Below are 15308 nucleotides of genomic sequence, written 5' to 3' on the forward strand. Positions count from 1 at the left end.
CTCCCGGGTCGGGTGCGTGGCGGCTTTCACGATGGCCCGCGCCACCGCCTCCGGGGCGTAGACGGGCGGGGGCGGCTTGGGCAGCGCGTCGAGCTTGGAACGGGCGTGCGCGAACAGCGGGGTGTCGATGGACGCGGGGAGGATGGTGGTCACCGCCACCGGCGCCTTGTCCGCCATGAGCTCCATCCGCAGCACGTCGTAGAAGCCACGCAGGGCCCACTTGCTCGTGACGTACGGCGCCTGCAACGGCACCGCGCGGCTGCCGCCCGCGTCCGTGCGCATGCTGGACGGCAGCCCGGCCCGGTACGGCATGGGGTTGCAGACCGCCACCGTGAACGGCGTGACGTTCTGGGGGAAGACGGGCGAGACGTACGGCTGCCGCACGCGCGTGTTCTCCACCCGCGATCTGCGGCTGCGTTTCGTCCTGGCCACCACCCCTACGCCGCTGACCACGGCCGAGGACATGACCTATCGGGTCGTCACGGTCCTCACCTCCTGACACCGCGGGCAGGGCGGCGTCGGGACCCATGGGGCCGAGCGGCCCCCTGCGGGAGGACATACAGCACCTGCCGTGCTGTTTCGTGGCATCGGAGGCTGGACACGCAGCGAAGCGAACAGAAGTGAACAGCCCTGAGGAGCTTGTGATGAAGGCAGCAGTGGTCCGGTCTTTCGGCGAGCCGTTGGTGATCGAGGAGCGGCCGGACCCGCAGCCCGGTCCCGGCCAGGTCCGCATTCGTCTCGAGGCCTCCGGGCTGTGCCACACCGACATCCACGCCGCGCACGGGGACTGGCCGGTCAAGCCGAACCCGCCGTTCGTCCCCGGTCACGAGGGCGTCGGCATCGTCGAGGCGCTCGGTGAGGGCGTGACGCATCTGGCCGTCGGGCAGCGCGTGGCCGTGCCGTGGCTCGGCTGGGCCTGCGGGCGGTGCGAGCACTGCCTGTCCGGCTGGGAGACGCTGTGCGAGCAGCAGGTCAACACCGGCTACGGCTGCGACGGCGGGTACGCCGAGAAGATGCTGGCCCCCGCCGACTTCGCCTCCGTCGTGCCGGACGGCATCGACCCGCGTGACGCGGCCCCGCTGACCTGCGCCGGCGTGACCACGTACAAGGCGCTGAAGGTCGCGGGCGTGCGGCCGACGCAGCTGGTGGCGATCTCCGGCGTCGGCGGACTCGGTCACCTGGCCGTGCAGTACGCGAAGATCGCCGGGGCGACGGTCGCCGCGATCGACGTCACCGACGACAAGCTCGAACTCGCCCGGGAACTCGGCGCGGACATCCTGATCGACGCCCGCAAGGAGGACCCCGCCGAGGTGCTGAAGCAGCACGGCGGTGCGCACGCCGCCGTCGCGCTCGCCGTGAACGAGGCCGCGTTCGCCTCCGTCTACGGCGGACTGCGGCGCGGGGGCAAGCTGGTCATGGTCGCCCTGCCCGCCGGCGGCACCATCCAGGTCCCGATCTTCGACACCGTGCTCAACGGCACCTCCGTGATCGGTTCCATCGTCGGCACCCGTCAGGACCTCGACGAGGTGTTCCAGCTGCACGCCGCCGGGCGGACGAAGGTCATCTACGAGACCCGGTCCCTGGAGTCGGTCAACGAGTCCATAGCCGACGTCCTGGACGGCCGGGTGAAGGCGCGTATCGTCTTCGAGATGTGACCCGCCTTGCCCGCGTCCACGCGAGCGGCGCCGGAGCTTGCCGGCCGGCGCCGCTCGCGTGTGCCGGGCCGGCGGGGATCGCCGGGGCGTCCGCCCCGCTGTGTGAAAGGTGCTGACATGGGCGAGCCGCGCCGCGCGGACCGGCATCACCCGGCGGTGGTGGCGCACCGCCTGAAGCGGGCGGAGGACGTGCAGCTGCGCATCGCCGACGCCATCACCCGGTTCGCCGGCTCGATGCCGTTCGTCTACGTGCACGCGGTCGGGTTCGCCGTGTGGATGCTGTTCCTCGAAGGAAGCCCCTGGCCCTCGCTGACCCTGGTGGTGTCGCTGGAGGCCATCTTCCTGTCCACGTTCGTCATGATCGGGCAGAACCGGCAGGCCGCGTTCCAGCAGATGAAGGCCGACCACGACTTCGTCGAGCAGGAGCTGGAGCTGAAGACCAACACCGAGCTGACCCGCGCCATCCACGCCATGACGCGGGAACTCCACCGCCGCCTCCTGGAGGAGCAGCAGGACGAGGACCCCGTCGTGCGTTGACCGACGGCGCCGGTGACCACTCCCGCCCCCACTGGCTGCGGTTGCGGTCACGGGTGCGCGGATGTATGGGCGTACGGGGGTACTCGCCTTCACGGCGGGGGCCGTTCTCGGGGCCGCCGCCGGGAAGGGGCGGAGATGCGTTCCGTCGTCGACTGGCTCACCGGGCTGCCGGGGCCCCTAGTCTACATCGTGGTCTCGGCACTCGTGTTCGCCGAGGACGCGCTGTTCTTCGGGTTCGTGCTGCCGGGCGAGACCGCGGTGATCGTCGGCGGTGTGCTGGCCGGGCGGGGCGTCGTCGACCTGCGCCTGCTGATGGCCGTGGTGGTGTTCGCGGCGATCGCCGGGGACAGCGTGGGGTACGAGGTCGGGCGGCGCCTCGGGCCGCCCGTGCTGCACAGCCGGCCGCTGCGGCGGCGCGCCCGGCACGTGGACAACGCGCGCGAACTGGTGCGGCGGCGCGGTCCGGCCGCCGTGTTCATCGGCCGGTTCGTCGCCCTCCTGCGGGCCCTGGTGCCGGCCACGGCCGGTGTCGCCGGGCTGCCGTACCGCCGTTTCCTGCTCTACAACGCCCTCGGCGGGGTGGTCTGGAGCGTCGGCAACGCCCTCCTCGGCTACGGCGCGGGCGCCGCGTACGAGCACGCGGAGCACCTGGTCGGAGGCACCTTCGCGCTGCTGGCGGCGGTGGCCGTCGTGGTGGCTCTCGTCGTCTGGCGGGTCCGCCGCCGACGCCGGGACCGCAGCGGCGACCGGGACGGGGAGGGGCAGGGGCAGGCGCGTGCGGACGATCGCCACGGGCCCGTGGACGGGACGGCCTGACCGCCCGGAGGCTTCCGGTTCCGGCCCCCTCTCTCTCCGCCGGTCAGGCGGACCGTTTGCGGGGCGTGGCCTTCTTCGCCGGCGTCTTCTTGGCTGCTCCCTTGGCCGAGGACCCGGCGGCCGTCTTCTTGGCGGTGGTCGTCCTGGTCGGCGCCGCCTTCTTCGTCCCCCGCGCCGACTTCGCCGGGGTCTCCTTGGCCGCCGCCGTCTTCTTCGCCGCGGACGTCGACTTCTTGCCGCCGGTCTCCTTCGGGGTCGCGCGGGCCGGCTCGCGGGCGGACAGGCGCGTGACCTCCGTCTCCTCCTCGGCCCCGGCCTCCGTACCGGTCTTCTCGGCCGCCTCGCCCCGCGACTCCTTCGCCGCCTTGACGCTCTTCTCCAGCGCCGCCATCAGGTCCAGGACCTTGCCGCCCGCCGCCGGCTGCGGGGCCTCCGGTGGAGCCTCGCCGGCCGCCTTCGCAGCGACGACCTCCTCCACCGCCTCCCGGTACTCGTCGTGCAGGTCCTCCAGGTCGATCTCGCCGAGGGTGTCCATCAGGGTGTCCGCGAGGTCGAGTTCCCTGTCGTTCACCGTGACCTTCGTGTCGGGGGCGACGCCCTCGGGGGCGCGGACCTCGTCCGGCCACAGCAGTCCGTGCATGGCGATCGCGTCCCCCACCACCCGGAGCATGCCCAGGCGCTCCTTGCCGCGGAGCGCGAACTTGGCGACGGCGACCTTGTTGCTGCGCTTGAGCGCCTCACGCAGGAGGGTGTACGGCTTCGCGGCCTGGGCGCCGCCCGCCGCCAGGTAGTACGCCGCGTCCATCTGGAGCGGGTCGATGCGGTCCCCGGGGACGAAGGCCACGATCTCGATCGTCTTCGCCGTGGGGATCGGCAGCTGGGCCAGGTCCTCGTCGGTGATCGGGACGACCGAGCCGTCCGCGTCCTCGTAGGCCTTGCCGATCTCCGACTGGGTGACCTCGCGGTCCTCCAGTTCGCAGACCTTGCGGTAGCGGATGCGGCCGCCGTCCTCCGTGTGGATCTGGCGGAAGGAGATCGAGTGGTTCTCGGTGGCGTTCACCAGCTTGATCGGGATGCTGACCAAACCGAAGGAGATGGCGCCGTTCCAGATGGATCTCACGTGCAGCACCCTTTCGGTCGTTATGCACCATTGGCCACTATTTGCATGAGATTCTCATCGTATGACGCCTATCACCGAGGTGGAGGGGAGACGGGTCGCGCTCAGCAACCTGGAGAAGGTGCTGTATCCCGCGACCGGGTTCACCAAGGGCGAGATGTTGCACTACTACGCCACCACCGCCGACGTTCTGCTCCCCCATCTGCGTGATCGGCCGGTCTCCTTCCTGAGGTATCCCGACGGGCCGGGCGGGCAGGTCTTCTTCGCCAAGAACGTGCCGCCCGGTACCCCCGGCTGGGTCACGACGGCCGAGGTGCCGCGGTCGGAGGGGCCGGTGCGGATGGTGCTGGTGCAGGATCTGGCGAGCCTGATGTGGGCCGCGAACCTCGTCACCGAGTTCCACACCCACCAGTGGCCCGTCGGCACGCCGGGGGTGGCCGACCGGATCGTCTTCGACCTCGATCCCGGGGCGCCCGCCGACATCGTCCAGTGCTGCGAGGTCGCGCTGTGGCTGCGGGAGCGGCTGGCGGCGGACGGGATCGAGGCCTGCGCCAAGACCTCCGGGTCGAAGGGGCTGCATCTGCTCGCGGCGGTCGCGCCGGCCCCTTCGGAGCAGGTGAGCGACTACGCCAAACGGCTCGCCGTCGAGGCCGAGCGGGCCATGCCCCGGCTCGTGGTGCACCGGATGACGCGGAGCCTGCGGCCGGGCAAGGTGTTCGTCGACTGGAGCCAGAACGCCGCCCGCAAGACCACCGCGGCCGCCTACACGCTGCGGGCCCGGCCCGAGCCGACCGTGTCCGCACCCGTGACCTGGCGCGAGGTCGAGGACTGCGGCGCGCCCGCGCAGCTGACCTTCCTGGCGCCCGACATCGCGCCGCGCGTACAGGACTACGGCGACCTGCTCGCCCCGCTCCTCGAACCGGAGCGCGCGGGCAGCCTGCCCTGAGGCCCCAGGCCCGGACGGCCCGGACGGCGAAGACACCTGGAGCCCCCGGCGCCCGGCCGCACCGCCCGGTCCCCGGCGCCCGTGTCAGCCGCCGGCCGGGCCCCCGTTCACACCCGCGTCCAGGTGTGCCGGTCGCGGGCCATGGCGTGCAGAGCCTCCACGTCGGCCGGTTTGAGGATGCCGCCCAGGCGGGCCAGATCCGCGATGTCCGCGTCCGTGACGACCCGGACCTCGCGGAGGGGGACGGGGACCGAGACCCCGGCGGAGCCGACCAGGGCGAGGACGGGGCGGACCTCGGCGGTCAGGGCGTGGGAGGCACGGCCCGCTTCGGCGCGCACCCGGCGCAGCAGCGGCCGGGGATCGCGGCGGCCCACGGCCACCATCGGATCGGCGACCGTCACCCGCTGCTTGTGGGCGGGCAGCGTGTGCACGGCGAACAGGCCGCCGGGGCCGATCACGAGATGGTGGATGCGGTCGCCGCCCGGCAGCGGGATCGAGTGCAGGGCGTGCCAGCCCGCGCCGTCCAGCCGGTCCAGGGCCTCGCCCACCGCCTGCTCGGCCGCGAGGGCCTTGCGGCGCGGGTCGGGGCGGAACCGGTGCGGGGGGCCGGGATCACGATCGAGGTCGATCTGGAGCGCCTCGCCGGGGCGGTTGGGCGCCAGGTCGTCGTCCGGATGGAGCGACAGCCGGGCCAGCTCGGCCGGGGTCGGCACCGGGGGCGGGCCGACCGTCACCGAACCGGTGAGGAAGGGGCCCAGGACCTCCAGGACGTCCTGTCTCCGGTCGTCGGCGAGCAGATTGACCCGGCCCGCCTCCCGGTCGTACCAGGCGATGTTCCGGCCGTCCTCGCGGCAGACGTAGAGACGTTCCTGGCCGTGTCGCCAGGTCGGTATGACGCGCAGTCCGCTCATGCTCATCACCCCTGACCATGGGAACAGGCGGGGTGCTCCAGGGGCAAGAACCCGGTTACCTTGAGAGGCGCTGGAGACATGTTACGTACGGGCATGTTGGGGAGGCGTTGTTGCGCAGCCGCAGGAAGCAACCCGACGTACCGGCTCCGGACGCCCCGTGGAACGAGATCGTGCCCGGCCTGTGGATGGGCGGGCACGAGTTCAGGGGGCTTTCCGGGCAGGTGGAGTTCGCCGTCGTGCGGGACGAGTTCGACCTGGTGCAGACCCTGCTGAGGCTGCCGGGGCACGGGCCCGATCCGGGCGTGGAGCACCATGTGTGGCCGATCCCGGACGGCCCGCTGGACGGCACCCAGCTTGCGGGCGTGATGCGCCTGGCGCAGGCGGCGAGCGACGCGCTGGAGGAGGGCCGGAAGATCCTCGTCCGCTGTTTCCACGGGTACAACCGCTCGGGGCTGGTCGTCGCGCACACCCTGGTCCGGCGCGGGGCTTCCGCGGACGAGGCGATCCGGCTGATCCGGGACCGCCGTTCTCCGTGGGCGTTGCACAACGACCTCTTCGTCGAGTACCTGCGTGCCGGGCTGGCGACGGCGCGGCTGCTGGAGGAGCTCACCGAGTGACGGGCTGACCGCCCCCGCACCCGACCCGGCCCCGCCCCGTCGCCCGGCCGACCCTCGGCCCGTCACCGCCTGGCGCGCCCCTATGGCCCAGCGTGACGGGCGGCCGGATCACTCTGCTCCTAATGTGGCGATCAGTCAGCTTCCGCCCCCTTTCACCTTTCACGGAGGTATCGCCATGTCCCTGCGTTCCGCCCTCACGCGTCTGTCGATAGCTGCTGCCGCCGGCGCCCTCGTCACGTCGGCTGTCGCCACCCCCGCCCTCGCCGACGACTGGGACCAGAACGACGGCCAGAGCAGCGGCCAGTACGGGGACCAGTACGAAGGTCAGTACGACGACCAGAGCGGCGGCCAGTACGAAGGCCAGCACGACGGCGGCCAGTACGAAGGCGGCCAGTACGGAGGCGGCCAGCACAACCGGCTCACCCAGGGCGTGGTGACCGCGAACAGGCTGCTGCTGCGCAGCGCGCCGAACCGCGGCAGCCAGGTCATCCGCGTCGCCTACCGGGGTGAACGCGTGTCGATCTTCTGCAAGACCACGGGCGAGAGCGTCCAGGGCGACCGGCTCTGGTACCTCCTCACCGACGGAACCTGGGCGTGGGGGTCGGCGCGCTTCATCGACACGATCGGGGCCAAACCACGCTGGTGCTGAGCCCCGGAGATCACAAGAAGCACTATTTGGGTAGGTTCCGGACATGATCAACGCCGGAACGACCGTGGAGCGGACGGACGCCCCCGCCCCCGCGGTGCGCCTCCCCCGGCGCCGTGGCATCGAGCTCGCCCTCATCGTCGTCGCCGTACTGCTGTCCGTGTGCGGCTACTGCGGTGTCGGGCTCGCCAGGCACGGCGCCGTCCCGCCCGGCGCCGCCGGTTACGGCGCCGGGCTCGGCGTGCTCGCGCTGCTGGCGCATCTCGCGGTGCGGCTGCGCGCCCCGTACGCCGACCCGCTGCCGCTGCCGATCGGCGTGCTGCTCAACGGCCTCGGGCTGGTCCTGATCTACCGGCTCGACCTGGAGACCCCCGGCGACCGGGCCGCCCCCGCCCAGCTCGTCTGGTCCTCGCTGGGCGTGGCCCTGTTCACCGTGACCGTGCTGCTGCTGCGCGACCACCGCCTCCTGCAGCGCCACGCCCGCGGCTGTGTGGTCGCCGCGCTGCTGCTGCTCACGCTGCCGATCCTGTTCCCGCCGGTCAACGGCGCCCGGATCTGGATCCGGATCGCCGGGTTCTCCATCCAGCCGGGCGAGTTCGCGAAGGTGCTGCTGGCGGTGTTCTTCGCCGCGTACCTGGCCTCGGAGCGGGGCGCGCCGGCGTTCGCGGGCCGCCGCGTCTGGGGACTGCGGCTGCCCACCGGCCGGGCCCTCGGCCCGATCCTCACCGTCTGGCTGGTGAGCGTCGGCGTCCTGGTCCTGGAGCGCGACCTGGGCACGTCGCTGCTGTTCTTCGGCCTGTTCGTGGTCCTGCTGTACGTCGCCACCGGCCGCACCGGCTGGATCGCGGTCGGTGTGCTGCTGGCCGCCCTGGGCGCGGTGGCCGTCGGCCTGCTGGAGCCGCACGTGCACGACCGGGTCGAGGACTGGCTGCACCCGTTCGCCTCCATCGAGGCCGGCCGGGGCCCCGGCCAGCTCGCGCAGTCGCTGTTCGCCTTCGCCGCGGGCGGCTTCCTCGGCACCGGCCTGGGGCTCGGTCACTCGATCCTGGTCGGCTTCGCCGTCAAGTCGGACTTCATCCTGGCGACCGCGGGCGAGGAGCTGGGCCTGACGGGCCTGTCCGCGATCTTCATCCTGTACGGCCTGCTCGTGGAGCGCGGCTACCGGGCCGCCACCGCCACCCGGGACGACTTCGGCCGGCTCCTCGCGGTGGGGCTCTCCTCGATCATCGCCCTCCAGGTGTTCGTGATCGCGGGCGGGGTGACCGGCCTCATCCCGCTGACGGGGATGGCGATGCCGTTCCTCGCGCAGGGCGGCTCCTCGGTCGTCACCAACTGGGCGATGACGGCGCTGCTGATCCGGGTGAGCGACTCGGCCCGGCGGCCGGTCGGACCGCAGGGGGCGCCATGACGCGGTACATCCGGCACGCCGCCCTCTTCTGCGCCCTGCTGCTGGTGGCGCTGCTGGTCAACGCCGCCCGCGTCCAGGTCGTCCAGGCCCCCTCCTACGACGGCAGCCCGGCCGACCGCCGCCCGACCATCGCCCGTTACGGCCAGCCGCGCGGCGACATCCTGGTCGGCGGCGAGGCGGTCACCGGCTCCCGCGACTCCGGCGAGCAGCTCCGCTACGAACGCACGTACACCAACGGCCCGTTGTACGCGCCCGTCACCGGGTTCGCGTCGCAGAGGTACGGCACGACGCTGCTGGAGCACACCGAGGACCGCGTGCTGTCCGGCACCGATCCGCTGCTCGCGCCGCTGCCGCTGTGGAGCGACCTGACGCGTGCCCGCGGCCCGGGCGGGCACGTCGTCACCACTCTCGACCCGGCCGCGCAGCAGGCGGCGTACGAGGGGCTTGCCGGGCGCAAGGGCGCGGTGGCGGCGATCGAGCCGGCGACGGGCCGGGTGCTGGCGCTGGTGTCGTCCCCGTCGTACGACCCGGCGGTGCTGTCCGGGAACGCGGCGTCGACGACGCGGGCGTGGGCGCGGCTGAACGCCGACCCGGACAAGCCGATGCTCAACCGGGCGGTGCGGCAGACGTATCCGCCGGGTTCGACGTTCAAGGTGGTCACCGCGGCGGCCGCGCTGGACGCGGGCGTGGCCGTGGACGTCGACGCGCCGACCCGCTCGCCGAACCCGTACACCCTGCCGGGCACCTCGACCGCGCTGACGAACGAGTCCCCCGGCTGCGCGGACGCCTCGCTGCGGAAGGCGTTCGTGCGGTCGTGCAACACGGTGTTCGCCAAGCTGGGCGTGGACGTGGGCCGGGCCGCCATGGCGCGGACGGCATCGGCCTTCGGCTTCAACGACCCGGCGCTGCGCATCCCCTTCTCCGTCTCGCCGAGCACCTTCGACACCTCGGTGGACCGGGCGCAGCTGGCGCTGTCGTCGATCGGGCAGTACAACACGCGGGCCACGCCGCTGCAGATGGCGATGGTCGCGGCGGCCGTCGCGAACGGGGGGCTGGTGCGGCCGCCGTACCTCGTGCGGCGGACGACGACGCACGACGGCGGCCTGGTGTCCCAGACGCCCCCGCGACCCGCCCGCCGGGCGATGCGGGCGACGACAGCCGCCCGACTGAGGGAGCTGATGGAGGACGTCGTGGCCGCGGGCACCGGCCGGAACGCGTTCGTCCCCGGCGCGGTCGTCGGCGGCAAGACCGGCACCGCCCAGCACGGCCTCGGCAACGCCGGCACACCGTACGCCTGGTTCGTCTCCTGGGCGCGGGGCGAGCGGGACCTGGAGGCGAGGGTGGCGGTGGCGGTGGTCGTGGAGGACGCGTCGGCGAAGCGGCGGGAGATCACCGGCGGCGGAATGGCCGCACCGATCGCCCGCGCGGTGACGCAGGCGGTACTGCACTCCCGCCCCGACCAGCTCTAGGAGCACAGCCCTGGCCGGGCGAGGGGTCCGTGCGGGAGGCTGCACGCGTGATCGAGCGAGAGGCCGCCGTTCGGGCTGTCGAGGACCAGCTGGAGCGCGACTACCGGCAGTGGCGGGCCGCGGGTGCGGACGCGATGCGGATGGCCGTGGTCGACGTCGAGGAGCACGAACTGGTGTGGATCGTCTCCTGGACCTCCGAGGAGTTCGTACGCACCCGGAACCCTGAGTTCACGCCGGCCGGCAACGGGCCGTACCTGGTCGACCGTGTCGACGGCGGACTGCACCGGATCGGCGTCGTCTCCGCGATGACCGGGGAGTGGGAGGCCGACTACCGAGCCCGGACACGTGGGCTGCCGGTGCGCACCGCGGTGGACGAGCTGCACGACGCGCTCGGCGAAGTCGCCGCCGCGCGCGGACGCATGCACGCCGTGCGGACGCTGCGCCGGCGGCTGCCCGTGCTCTCGCCCGCCGAGGCCATCGAATACGTCAGCGCCTTGCCGGACGGTGCGGCACCCGCGCGTCTCGTGGCCGTCGCCACCGAACAGCTCGTGAAGCCTCTCGACCCGGTACTCGCAGTGGAGACGATTCCGAGCAGGGCGGAGACCCGAGCGGGTCACAGACCCGGGGGATGACCGAAAGAAGCCGGTCGGCAAGCCGATCGCGCACCCGGCCCCGTTCCTGCGACGACGAAACGGCCCGGCCGCGTTCTAGCCGGACGTTCCCGGCAGGGCCTCCCGGCGGTGCAGCCACTCCGGCGGGACGCCGTCGGCGCCGGTGCGGGCGGCGACGACGCCTCCGGTGATGGCGCAGGTGGTGTCGACGTCGCCGAAGCCCTCGGCGGTGGCCCACAGGGCGGCGGTCAGGTCGTCGGGGTGGCGGGCGGCGGACCAGAGGGCGAACGGCACGGTGTCGTCGGCACGGACCCGCTGCCCGTTGCCGAGGATGTCGGAGGCCTGCCAGGGCTCGGTGGCGAAGGGCAGCCGGGCGGCGCGCAGCAGCCCGTCCCGCACCGCGCTGTCGGGGGTGAGCGCGGCGACGGCCGCCAGGGTCAGTTCGTGCCGTGCCGACAGCGCGGCCGCCACCGCCACGGCGACCGCCCCGGCGACGCCCTCCGGGTGGGCGTGGGTGACCTCGGCGGACAGGACCGCCTGCTCGACGACGCGCGGGAGGCTGTCGTGGAACCAGGCGCCGAGGGGCGCCACCCGCATCGCGGCGCCGTTGCCGAGGCTGCCCTCACCGCCGAACAGCCCGCGCGCCAGTTCCGGCCAGCGGTCCGGCTCCGTCAGCAGCCGGGGCAGCAGGTCGTGCATGCCGTGGCCGTAGCCGCGGGCCGGATCGGCGTCATAGCCGGACGCGAAGGCCAGGGCGAGTTCGCGCTGCCGGATCTCGCCGTGCTCGTCGAGGACCCGCAGGACGCCCAGCGCCATCGCCGTGTCGTCCGTCCAGTGCCACCGGGGTTCCGGCGGTGTGCGCCGGGCGCGGACCTCCTCGTAGGCCTGGCGCGGGTCGCGGAACAGGGGGAACCAGCGCTCGCCGAACGCGTCGCCGAGGGACAGGCCCTCCAGGCTGCGGCGGGCGGCGGCACGGTGCGTCGGCGTCATCCCGTCAGCCTGCCACGGCCGCCGTCAGCCCTCGGCTCCGGCCTCGATGGTCTCCTCCACCTCCGCGACACGTTCCCGTTCCTCCGCCGCGAACCGCTCGGCGTCCAGCCGCTCCGCGATCTCCTCGTCCTGGGCCATCAGCAGATCCAGGTTGGAGTCGCCCATCTCGAACACGCCCATGTCGACATACGCCTGCTGCAGCCCCTTGCCCCACAGCCCGATGTCCTTCACGCACGGCACGATCCGGGAGAACAACAGCTGCCGGAACAGCGCCAGGAACTCCGACCGCTCGCTGTACTCCTCCGCCTCGTCCCGCGGAATGCCGAAGTTCTCCAGTACCTCCACGCCGCGCAGCCGGTCCCGCATCAGGTAGCAGCCCTCGATGACGAACTCCTCCCGCTCCCGGAGTTCGGCGTCGCTGAGCTGCCGGTAGTAGTCCCGCAGCGCCATGCGGCCGAAGGCGACGTGCCGGGCCTCGTCCTGCATGACGTAGGCGAGGATCTGCTTGGGCAGCGGCTTGTCCGTGGTGTCCCTGATCATGCCGAAGGCGGCCAGCGCCAGCCCTTCGATCAGCACCTGCATGCCCAGGTACGGCATGTCCCAGCGCGAGTCCCGCAGCGTGTCCTCGAGCAGCGACCGCAGACTGTCGTTGACCGGGTAGAGCATCCCGATCTTCTCGTGCAGGAAACGGCCGTAGACCTCGGCGTGCCGGGCCTCGTCCATGGTCTGGGTCGCCGAGTAGAACTTGGCGTCCAGGTCGGGCACGGACTCCACGATCCGCGCCGCGCACACCATCGCGCCCTGCTCACCGTGCAGGAACTGGCTGAACTGCCAGGACGCGTAGTGCTTGCGCAGCTCGCCCTTCTCCCGCTCGGTGAACTTCGCCCAGTACTTGGTGCCGTACAGGGTCATCGCCTCGTCCGGCGTGCCCAGCGGATCGTACGGATCGACCTCCAGGTCCCAGTCGATCCGCCGCTGCCCGTCCCACTGCTTGTCCTTGCCCTTCTGGTACAGAGCGAGCAGGCGGTCACGGCCGTCGTCGTACTCCCAGCTGAATCGGGCCGCACCGCTCGCCGGCACCTGCCAGAGGGGATCTCCGGGGTCCTTGGCGTACAGGTCGTATGTCGGCATGTCTCGCAGGCTCACACGCGGTAGACGCGGGGTCAACAAGTCGCGCGCAGGGGATTGACGAGCTTGCTGACAAGCAGTCTTATAAGAGGCGATGTGACCGCCGGTAATGAAGCGAGGGAACGATGACGACCTTGACGGAAACCGACGCGCTCGAAGGACTGCGCGACGCGCTCGGACTGCTCAAGGACCGGGAGCAGGTGGCCGAGCGGCTGCTCGCCTCCTCCGCCAAGCACTCCTTCGACCCGGACAAGGAGCTGGACTGGGACGCGCCCTTCGAGGAGGGCAAGTGGTTCTGGCCGCCGGAGCTGGTGTCGCTGTACGACACCCCGATGTGGAAGCGGATGGGCGAGGAACAGCGCATCCTGCTCTCCCAGCACGAGGCCGCGGCCCTGGCCTCGCTCGGCATCTGGTTCGAGCTCATCCTCATGCAGCTCCTGGTCCGTCACGTCTACGACAAGGCCGCCACGAGCGCCCACGTCCGCTACGCCCTCACCGAGATCGAGGACGAGTGCCGGCACTCCAAGATGTTCGCCCGCCTGATCTCGCACGGCGGCACCCCCTGGTACCCGGTGAGCCGGCCGCACCAGCAGCTGGGCCGCCTGTTCAAGACCATCTCCACCACACCAGGCTCCTTCACCGCCACCCTCCTCGGCGAGGAGGTCCTGGACTGGATGCAGCGCCTGACCTTCCCGGACGAGCGCGTCCAGACCCTCATCCGGGGCGTCACCCGCATCCACGTCGTGGAGGAGGCCCGCCACGTCCGCTACGCCCGTGAGGAACTGCGCCGCCAGATGGTGACGGCTCCGCGCTGGTCGCAGGAGTTCACCCGCGTCACCTCGGGCGAGTTCGCCCGCGTCTTCTCCGTCGCGTTCGTCAACCCCGAGGTCTACACGAACGTGGGCCTGGACAAGCGCGAGGCCATGGCGCAGGTGAAGGCCAGCGGCCACCGCCGCGAGGTCATGCAGACCGGCGCGAAGCGCCTGACGGACTTCCTGGACGACATCGGCGTCCTGCGCGGCGTGGGCCGCCGCCTGTGGAAGTCGTCGGGCCTGCTGGCGTAGCGGCGGCCGCGTGAAGCGTGTCCGGGCCGTCGCGGGACCCGCACCCGCCGACGGCGGGAAGGGGACGGGGCGGGGGTGTTCGCCCGCAGCGGTTGGCGCGTCAACCCCGGCACCTCTCGAACCCCCGATTCCGCGCCGTTCCGAGGACGGACACCCCCGTCCCGGCCCCGACCCACCCGCCACCGCAAGCGCTACACGCACCCCCACAAAGCCGAGCAAGCCGCCGCAGGCACCCCCCACAAAGCCGAGCAAGCCGCCGTAAGCACCCGCCCCCGCCATCCGGTTACGCTGCGGTCCATGACCTCCTCGGCCCCCACCCCCGCCTACCGCCGCCTCAGCGTCGAGGAACGCCGCAGCCAGCTCCTGGAGGCCGCGCTGAGCCTCTTCGCGCACCGCGCCCCCGAGGACGTGTCACTGGACGACGTGGCGGAGGCGGCCGGGGTGTCACGGCCCCTGGTCTACCGGTACTTCCCCGGCGGCAAGCAGCAGCTCTACGAGGCCGCGCTCAGGTCGGCCGCCGACGAGCTCCAGGAGTGCTTCGACGAACCCCGCGAGGGCCCGCTCCTGCCCCGTCTCGCCCGAGCCCTCGACCGCTACCTCACCTTCGTCGACCAGCACGACGCCGGCTTCAGCGCGCTGCTCCAGGGCGGCAGCGTCGTCTCGACGTCCCGTACCACCGCCATCGTGGACGGCGTACGCCGGGCCGCCGCCGAGCACATCCTCAGCCACCTGGACGTCGCCGACCCCGGCCCGCGGCTGCGCATGACCGTCCGGATGTGGATCACCGCGGTGGAGGCGGCCTCCCTGATCTGGCTGGACGAGGACAAGCAGCCGCCCGTCGACGAACTGCGCGACTGGCTCGTCGAGCAGTTCGCCGCGGTCCTGTCGGTCACCGCGTCCCGGGACGAGCAGACCGCGGCGCTGGTGCGAACGCTCGCCGAGGATGTCTGACACTGGTCGCGTGAAGAGCGAAGACACCCCCTTCGAGGGCGGCCCGATGGACGGCCGCGTGCTGCCCGTGCTGGTGGGCCCCACCGGGCACCCGCCCAAGACGTACCGCATCCCGGTCCCGGACCCCGACGGCGGCCCGCCCGCCGTGCTGGTCTACCGCCGCGTCCCCCGGGGCCACAGCAAGCGGCTGGGCCTGACGCTGGGCTGGAAGTACGAGTACGCCCCCGGCCATCAAACAGGCCTGAGGTGGCCTTGGTCGAAACCGAACCCCTCCCGAGACGCCACCCCGAACCCGACGCGAGACACCACGCCGGACGACAACCCGGACGACACCCACGGGTGACGCGCTTGCGCCGATGCGCGCACACCCGGCGCGCGGAGCCGCCGCACACGTCCGAAGCTCGCGATGCGGGGTGGAGGGGCCACCCCGCCCCGGAGGTGA

At 72.4% G+C, this 15308-nt stretch carries 17 protein-coding genes and 1 pseudogene; 13 read left to right on the forward strand and 5 right to left on the reverse strand.

What is annotated here, in order from left to right; genetic code table 11:
• Positions 1-153: 153 nt before the first annotated feature.
• Positions 154-282, reverse strand: a pseudogene (locus ACZ5GT_RS26660) (hypothetical protein); the annotation flags it as partial.
• On the opposite strand from ACZ5GT_RS26660, the gene ACZ5GT_RS26665 reads away from it, so the two are divergent.
• From ACZ5GT_RS26665 to ACZ5GT_RS26680, 4 genes are all read left to right on the forward strand, one after another.
• A complete protein-coding gene (locus ACZ5GT_RS26665; RefSeq protein ID WP_469031392.1) occupies positions 221-499 on the forward strand; it encodes a hypothetical protein in 279 nt (92 codons plus the stop codon). The pseudogene ACZ5GT_RS26660 and the gene ACZ5GT_RS26665 sit on opposite strands and share 62 nt — an antisense overlap.
• Positions 500-644: 145 nt before the next feature.
• On the forward strand, positions 645-1655 hold the full coding sequence (gene adhP / locus ACZ5GT_RS26670; protein WP_469031291.1) for an alcohol dehydrogenase AdhP: 1011 nt from the start codon (positions 645-647) through the stop codon (positions 1653-1655).
• Between the two features lie 117 nt (positions 1656-1772).
• Complete coding sequence (locus ACZ5GT_RS26675; RefSeq protein WP_469031293.1) at positions 1773-2192, forward strand: DUF1003 domain-containing protein; 420 nt, start codon at positions 1773-1775, stop codon at positions 2190-2192.
• 135 nt (positions 2193-2327) lie between these two features.
• Positions 2328-3008, forward strand: a complete 681-nt coding sequence (locus ACZ5GT_RS26680) for a DedA family protein (protein WP_469031295.1) — start codon at positions 2328-2330, stop codon at positions 3006-3008.
• Positions 3009-3051: 43 nt separating this feature from the next.
• Here ACZ5GT_RS26680 and ku read toward each other — a convergent pair whose 3' ends face one another.
• Entirely contained in the window at positions 3052-4128 is a 1077-nt protein-coding gene (gene ku / locus ACZ5GT_RS26685; RefSeq protein ID WP_469031299.1) for a non-homologous end joining protein Ku, read from the reverse strand.
• A 61-nt stretch (positions 4129-4189) separates the two neighbouring features.
• On the opposite strand from ku, the gene ligD reads away from it, so the two are divergent.
• Complete coding sequence (gene ligD, locus ACZ5GT_RS26690; RefSeq protein ID WP_469031301.1) at positions 4190-5071, forward strand: non-homologous end-joining DNA ligase; 882 nt, start codon at positions 4190-4192, stop codon at positions 5069-5071.
• Between the two features lie 107 nt (positions 5072-5178).
• On the opposite strand, the gene ACZ5GT_RS26695 is transcribed toward ligD, so the two are convergent.
• Complete coding sequence (locus ACZ5GT_RS26695) at positions 5179-5982, reverse strand: nuclease-related domain-containing protein (protein WP_469031304.1); 804 nt, start codon at positions 5980-5982, stop codon at positions 5179-5181.
• Positions 5983-6092: 110 nt separating this feature from the next.
• Between ACZ5GT_RS26695 and ACZ5GT_RS26700 the strand changes: the two genes are divergently transcribed.
• The 5 genes from ACZ5GT_RS26700 (at position 6093) to ACZ5GT_RS26720 (ending at position 10754) form a co-directional block, all read left to right on the forward strand.
• A complete protein-coding gene (locus ACZ5GT_RS26700) occupies positions 6093-6599 on the forward strand; it encodes a protein-tyrosine phosphatase family protein (RefSeq protein ID WP_469031308.1) in 507 nt (168 codons plus the stop codon).
• Positions 6600-6774: 175 nt separating this feature from the next.
• Positions 6775-7248, forward strand: a complete 474-nt coding sequence (locus ACZ5GT_RS26705) for an SH3 domain-containing protein (protein ID WP_469031311.1) — start codon at positions 6775-6777, stop codon at positions 7246-7248.
• 43 nt (positions 7249-7291) lie between these two features.
• Complete coding sequence (locus tag ACZ5GT_RS26710) at positions 7292-8653, forward strand: FtsW/RodA/SpoVE family cell cycle protein (protein WP_469031314.1); 1362 nt, start codon at positions 7292-7294, stop codon at positions 8651-8653.
• On the forward strand, positions 8650-10122 hold the full coding sequence (locus ACZ5GT_RS26715; RefSeq protein ID WP_469031316.1) for a penicillin-binding transpeptidase domain-containing protein: 1473 nt from the start codon (positions 8650-8652) through the stop codon (positions 10120-10122). Before ACZ5GT_RS26710 ends, ACZ5GT_RS26715 begins: the two co-directional genes overlap by 4 nt.
• A gap of 47 nt (positions 10123-10169) precedes the next feature.
• Positions 10170-10754, forward strand: coding sequence for a YrhB domain-containing protein (locus tag ACZ5GT_RS26720; RefSeq protein ID WP_469031318.1), 585 nt, complete (start codon positions 10170-10172; stop codon positions 10752-10754).
• A gap of 75 nt (positions 10755-10829) precedes the next feature.
• On the opposite strand, the gene ACZ5GT_RS26725 is transcribed toward ACZ5GT_RS26720, so the two are convergent.
• Both ACZ5GT_RS26725 and ACZ5GT_RS26730 read right to left on the reverse strand, forming a co-directional pair.
• Positions 10830-11723 (reverse strand): ADP-ribosylglycohydrolase family protein, encoded by an 894-nt coding sequence (locus ACZ5GT_RS26725; RefSeq protein WP_469031320.1) that lies wholly within the window; start codon positions 11721-11723, stop codon positions 10830-10832.
• A 24-nt stretch (positions 11724-11747) separates the two neighbouring features.
• Positions 11748-12854: a ferritin-like domain-containing protein gene (locus tag ACZ5GT_RS26730; protein WP_469031323.1), complete on the reverse strand. Its 1107-nt coding sequence runs from the start codon at positions 12852-12854 to the stop codon at positions 11748-11750.
• Positions 12855-12976: 122 nt separating this feature from the next.
• On the opposite strand from ACZ5GT_RS26730, the gene ACZ5GT_RS26735 reads away from it, so the two are divergent.
• The 3 genes from ACZ5GT_RS26735 (at position 12977) to ACZ5GT_RS26745 (ending at position 15209) form a co-directional block, all read left to right on the forward strand.
• Positions 12977-13915, forward strand: coding sequence for an AurF N-oxygenase family protein (locus tag ACZ5GT_RS26735; protein WP_469031326.1), 939 nt, complete (start codon positions 12977-12979; stop codon positions 13913-13915).
• Between the two features lie 297 nt (positions 13916-14212).
• Complete coding sequence (locus tag ACZ5GT_RS26740; RefSeq protein ID WP_469031330.1) at positions 14213-14866, forward strand: TetR/AcrR family transcriptional regulator; 654 nt, start codon at positions 14213-14215, stop codon at positions 14864-14866.
• A 10-nt stretch (positions 14867-14876) separates the two neighbouring features.
• Positions 14877-15209, forward strand: a complete 333-nt coding sequence (locus ACZ5GT_RS26745) for a hypothetical protein (RefSeq protein ID WP_469031334.1) — start codon at positions 14877-14879, stop codon at positions 15207-15209.
• Positions 15210-15308 lie beyond the last annotated feature (99 nt).

Source organism: Streptomyces sp. NPDC031340 (genome assembly GCF_055569945.1).

Coding starts and splice junctions, on each gene's coding strand:
- adhP (WP_469031291.1), top strand. CDS start 645: ATGAAGGCAGCAGTGGTCCGGTCTTTCGGCGAGCCGTTGGTGATCGAG.
- ACZ5GT_RS26675 (WP_469031293.1), top strand. CDS start 1,773: ATGGGCGAGCCGCGCCGCGCGGACCGGCATCACCCGGCGGTGGTGGCG.
- ACZ5GT_RS26680 (WP_469031295.1), top strand. CDS start 2,328: ATGCGTTCCGTCGTCGACTGGCTCACCGGGCTGCCGGGGCCCCTAGTC.
- ligD (WP_469031301.1), top strand. CDS start 4,190: ATGACGCCTATCACCGAGGTGGAGGGGAGACGGGTCGCGCTCAGCAAC.
- ACZ5GT_RS26695 (WP_469031304.1), bottom strand. CDS start 5,982: ATGAGCGGACTGCGCGTCATACCGACCTGGCGACACGGCCAGGAACGT.
- ACZ5GT_RS26705 (WP_469031311.1), top strand. CDS start 6,775: ATGTCCCTGCGTTCCGCCCTCACGCGTCTGTCGATAGCTGCTGCCGCC.
- ACZ5GT_RS26710 (WP_469031314.1), top strand. CDS start 7,292: ATGATCAACGCCGGAACGACCGTGGAGCGGACGGACGCCCCCGCCCCC.
- ACZ5GT_RS26715 (WP_469031316.1), top strand. CDS start 8,650: ATGACGCGGTACATCCGGCACGCCGCCCTCTTCTGCGCCCTGCTGCTG.
- ACZ5GT_RS26725 (WP_469031320.1), bottom strand. CDS start 11,723: ATGACGCCGACGCACCGTGCCGCCGCCCGCCGCAGCCTGGAGGGCCTG.
- ACZ5GT_RS26730 (WP_469031323.1), bottom strand. CDS start 12,854: ATGCCGACATACGACCTGTACGCCAAGGACCCCGGAGATCCCCTCTGG.
- ACZ5GT_RS26735 (WP_469031326.1), top strand. CDS start 12,977: ATGACGACCTTGACGGAAACCGACGCGCTCGAAGGACTGCGCGACGCG.
- ACZ5GT_RS26740 (WP_469031330.1), top strand. CDS start 14,213: ATGACCTCCTCGGCCCCCACCCCCGCCTACCGCCGCCTCAGCGTCGAG.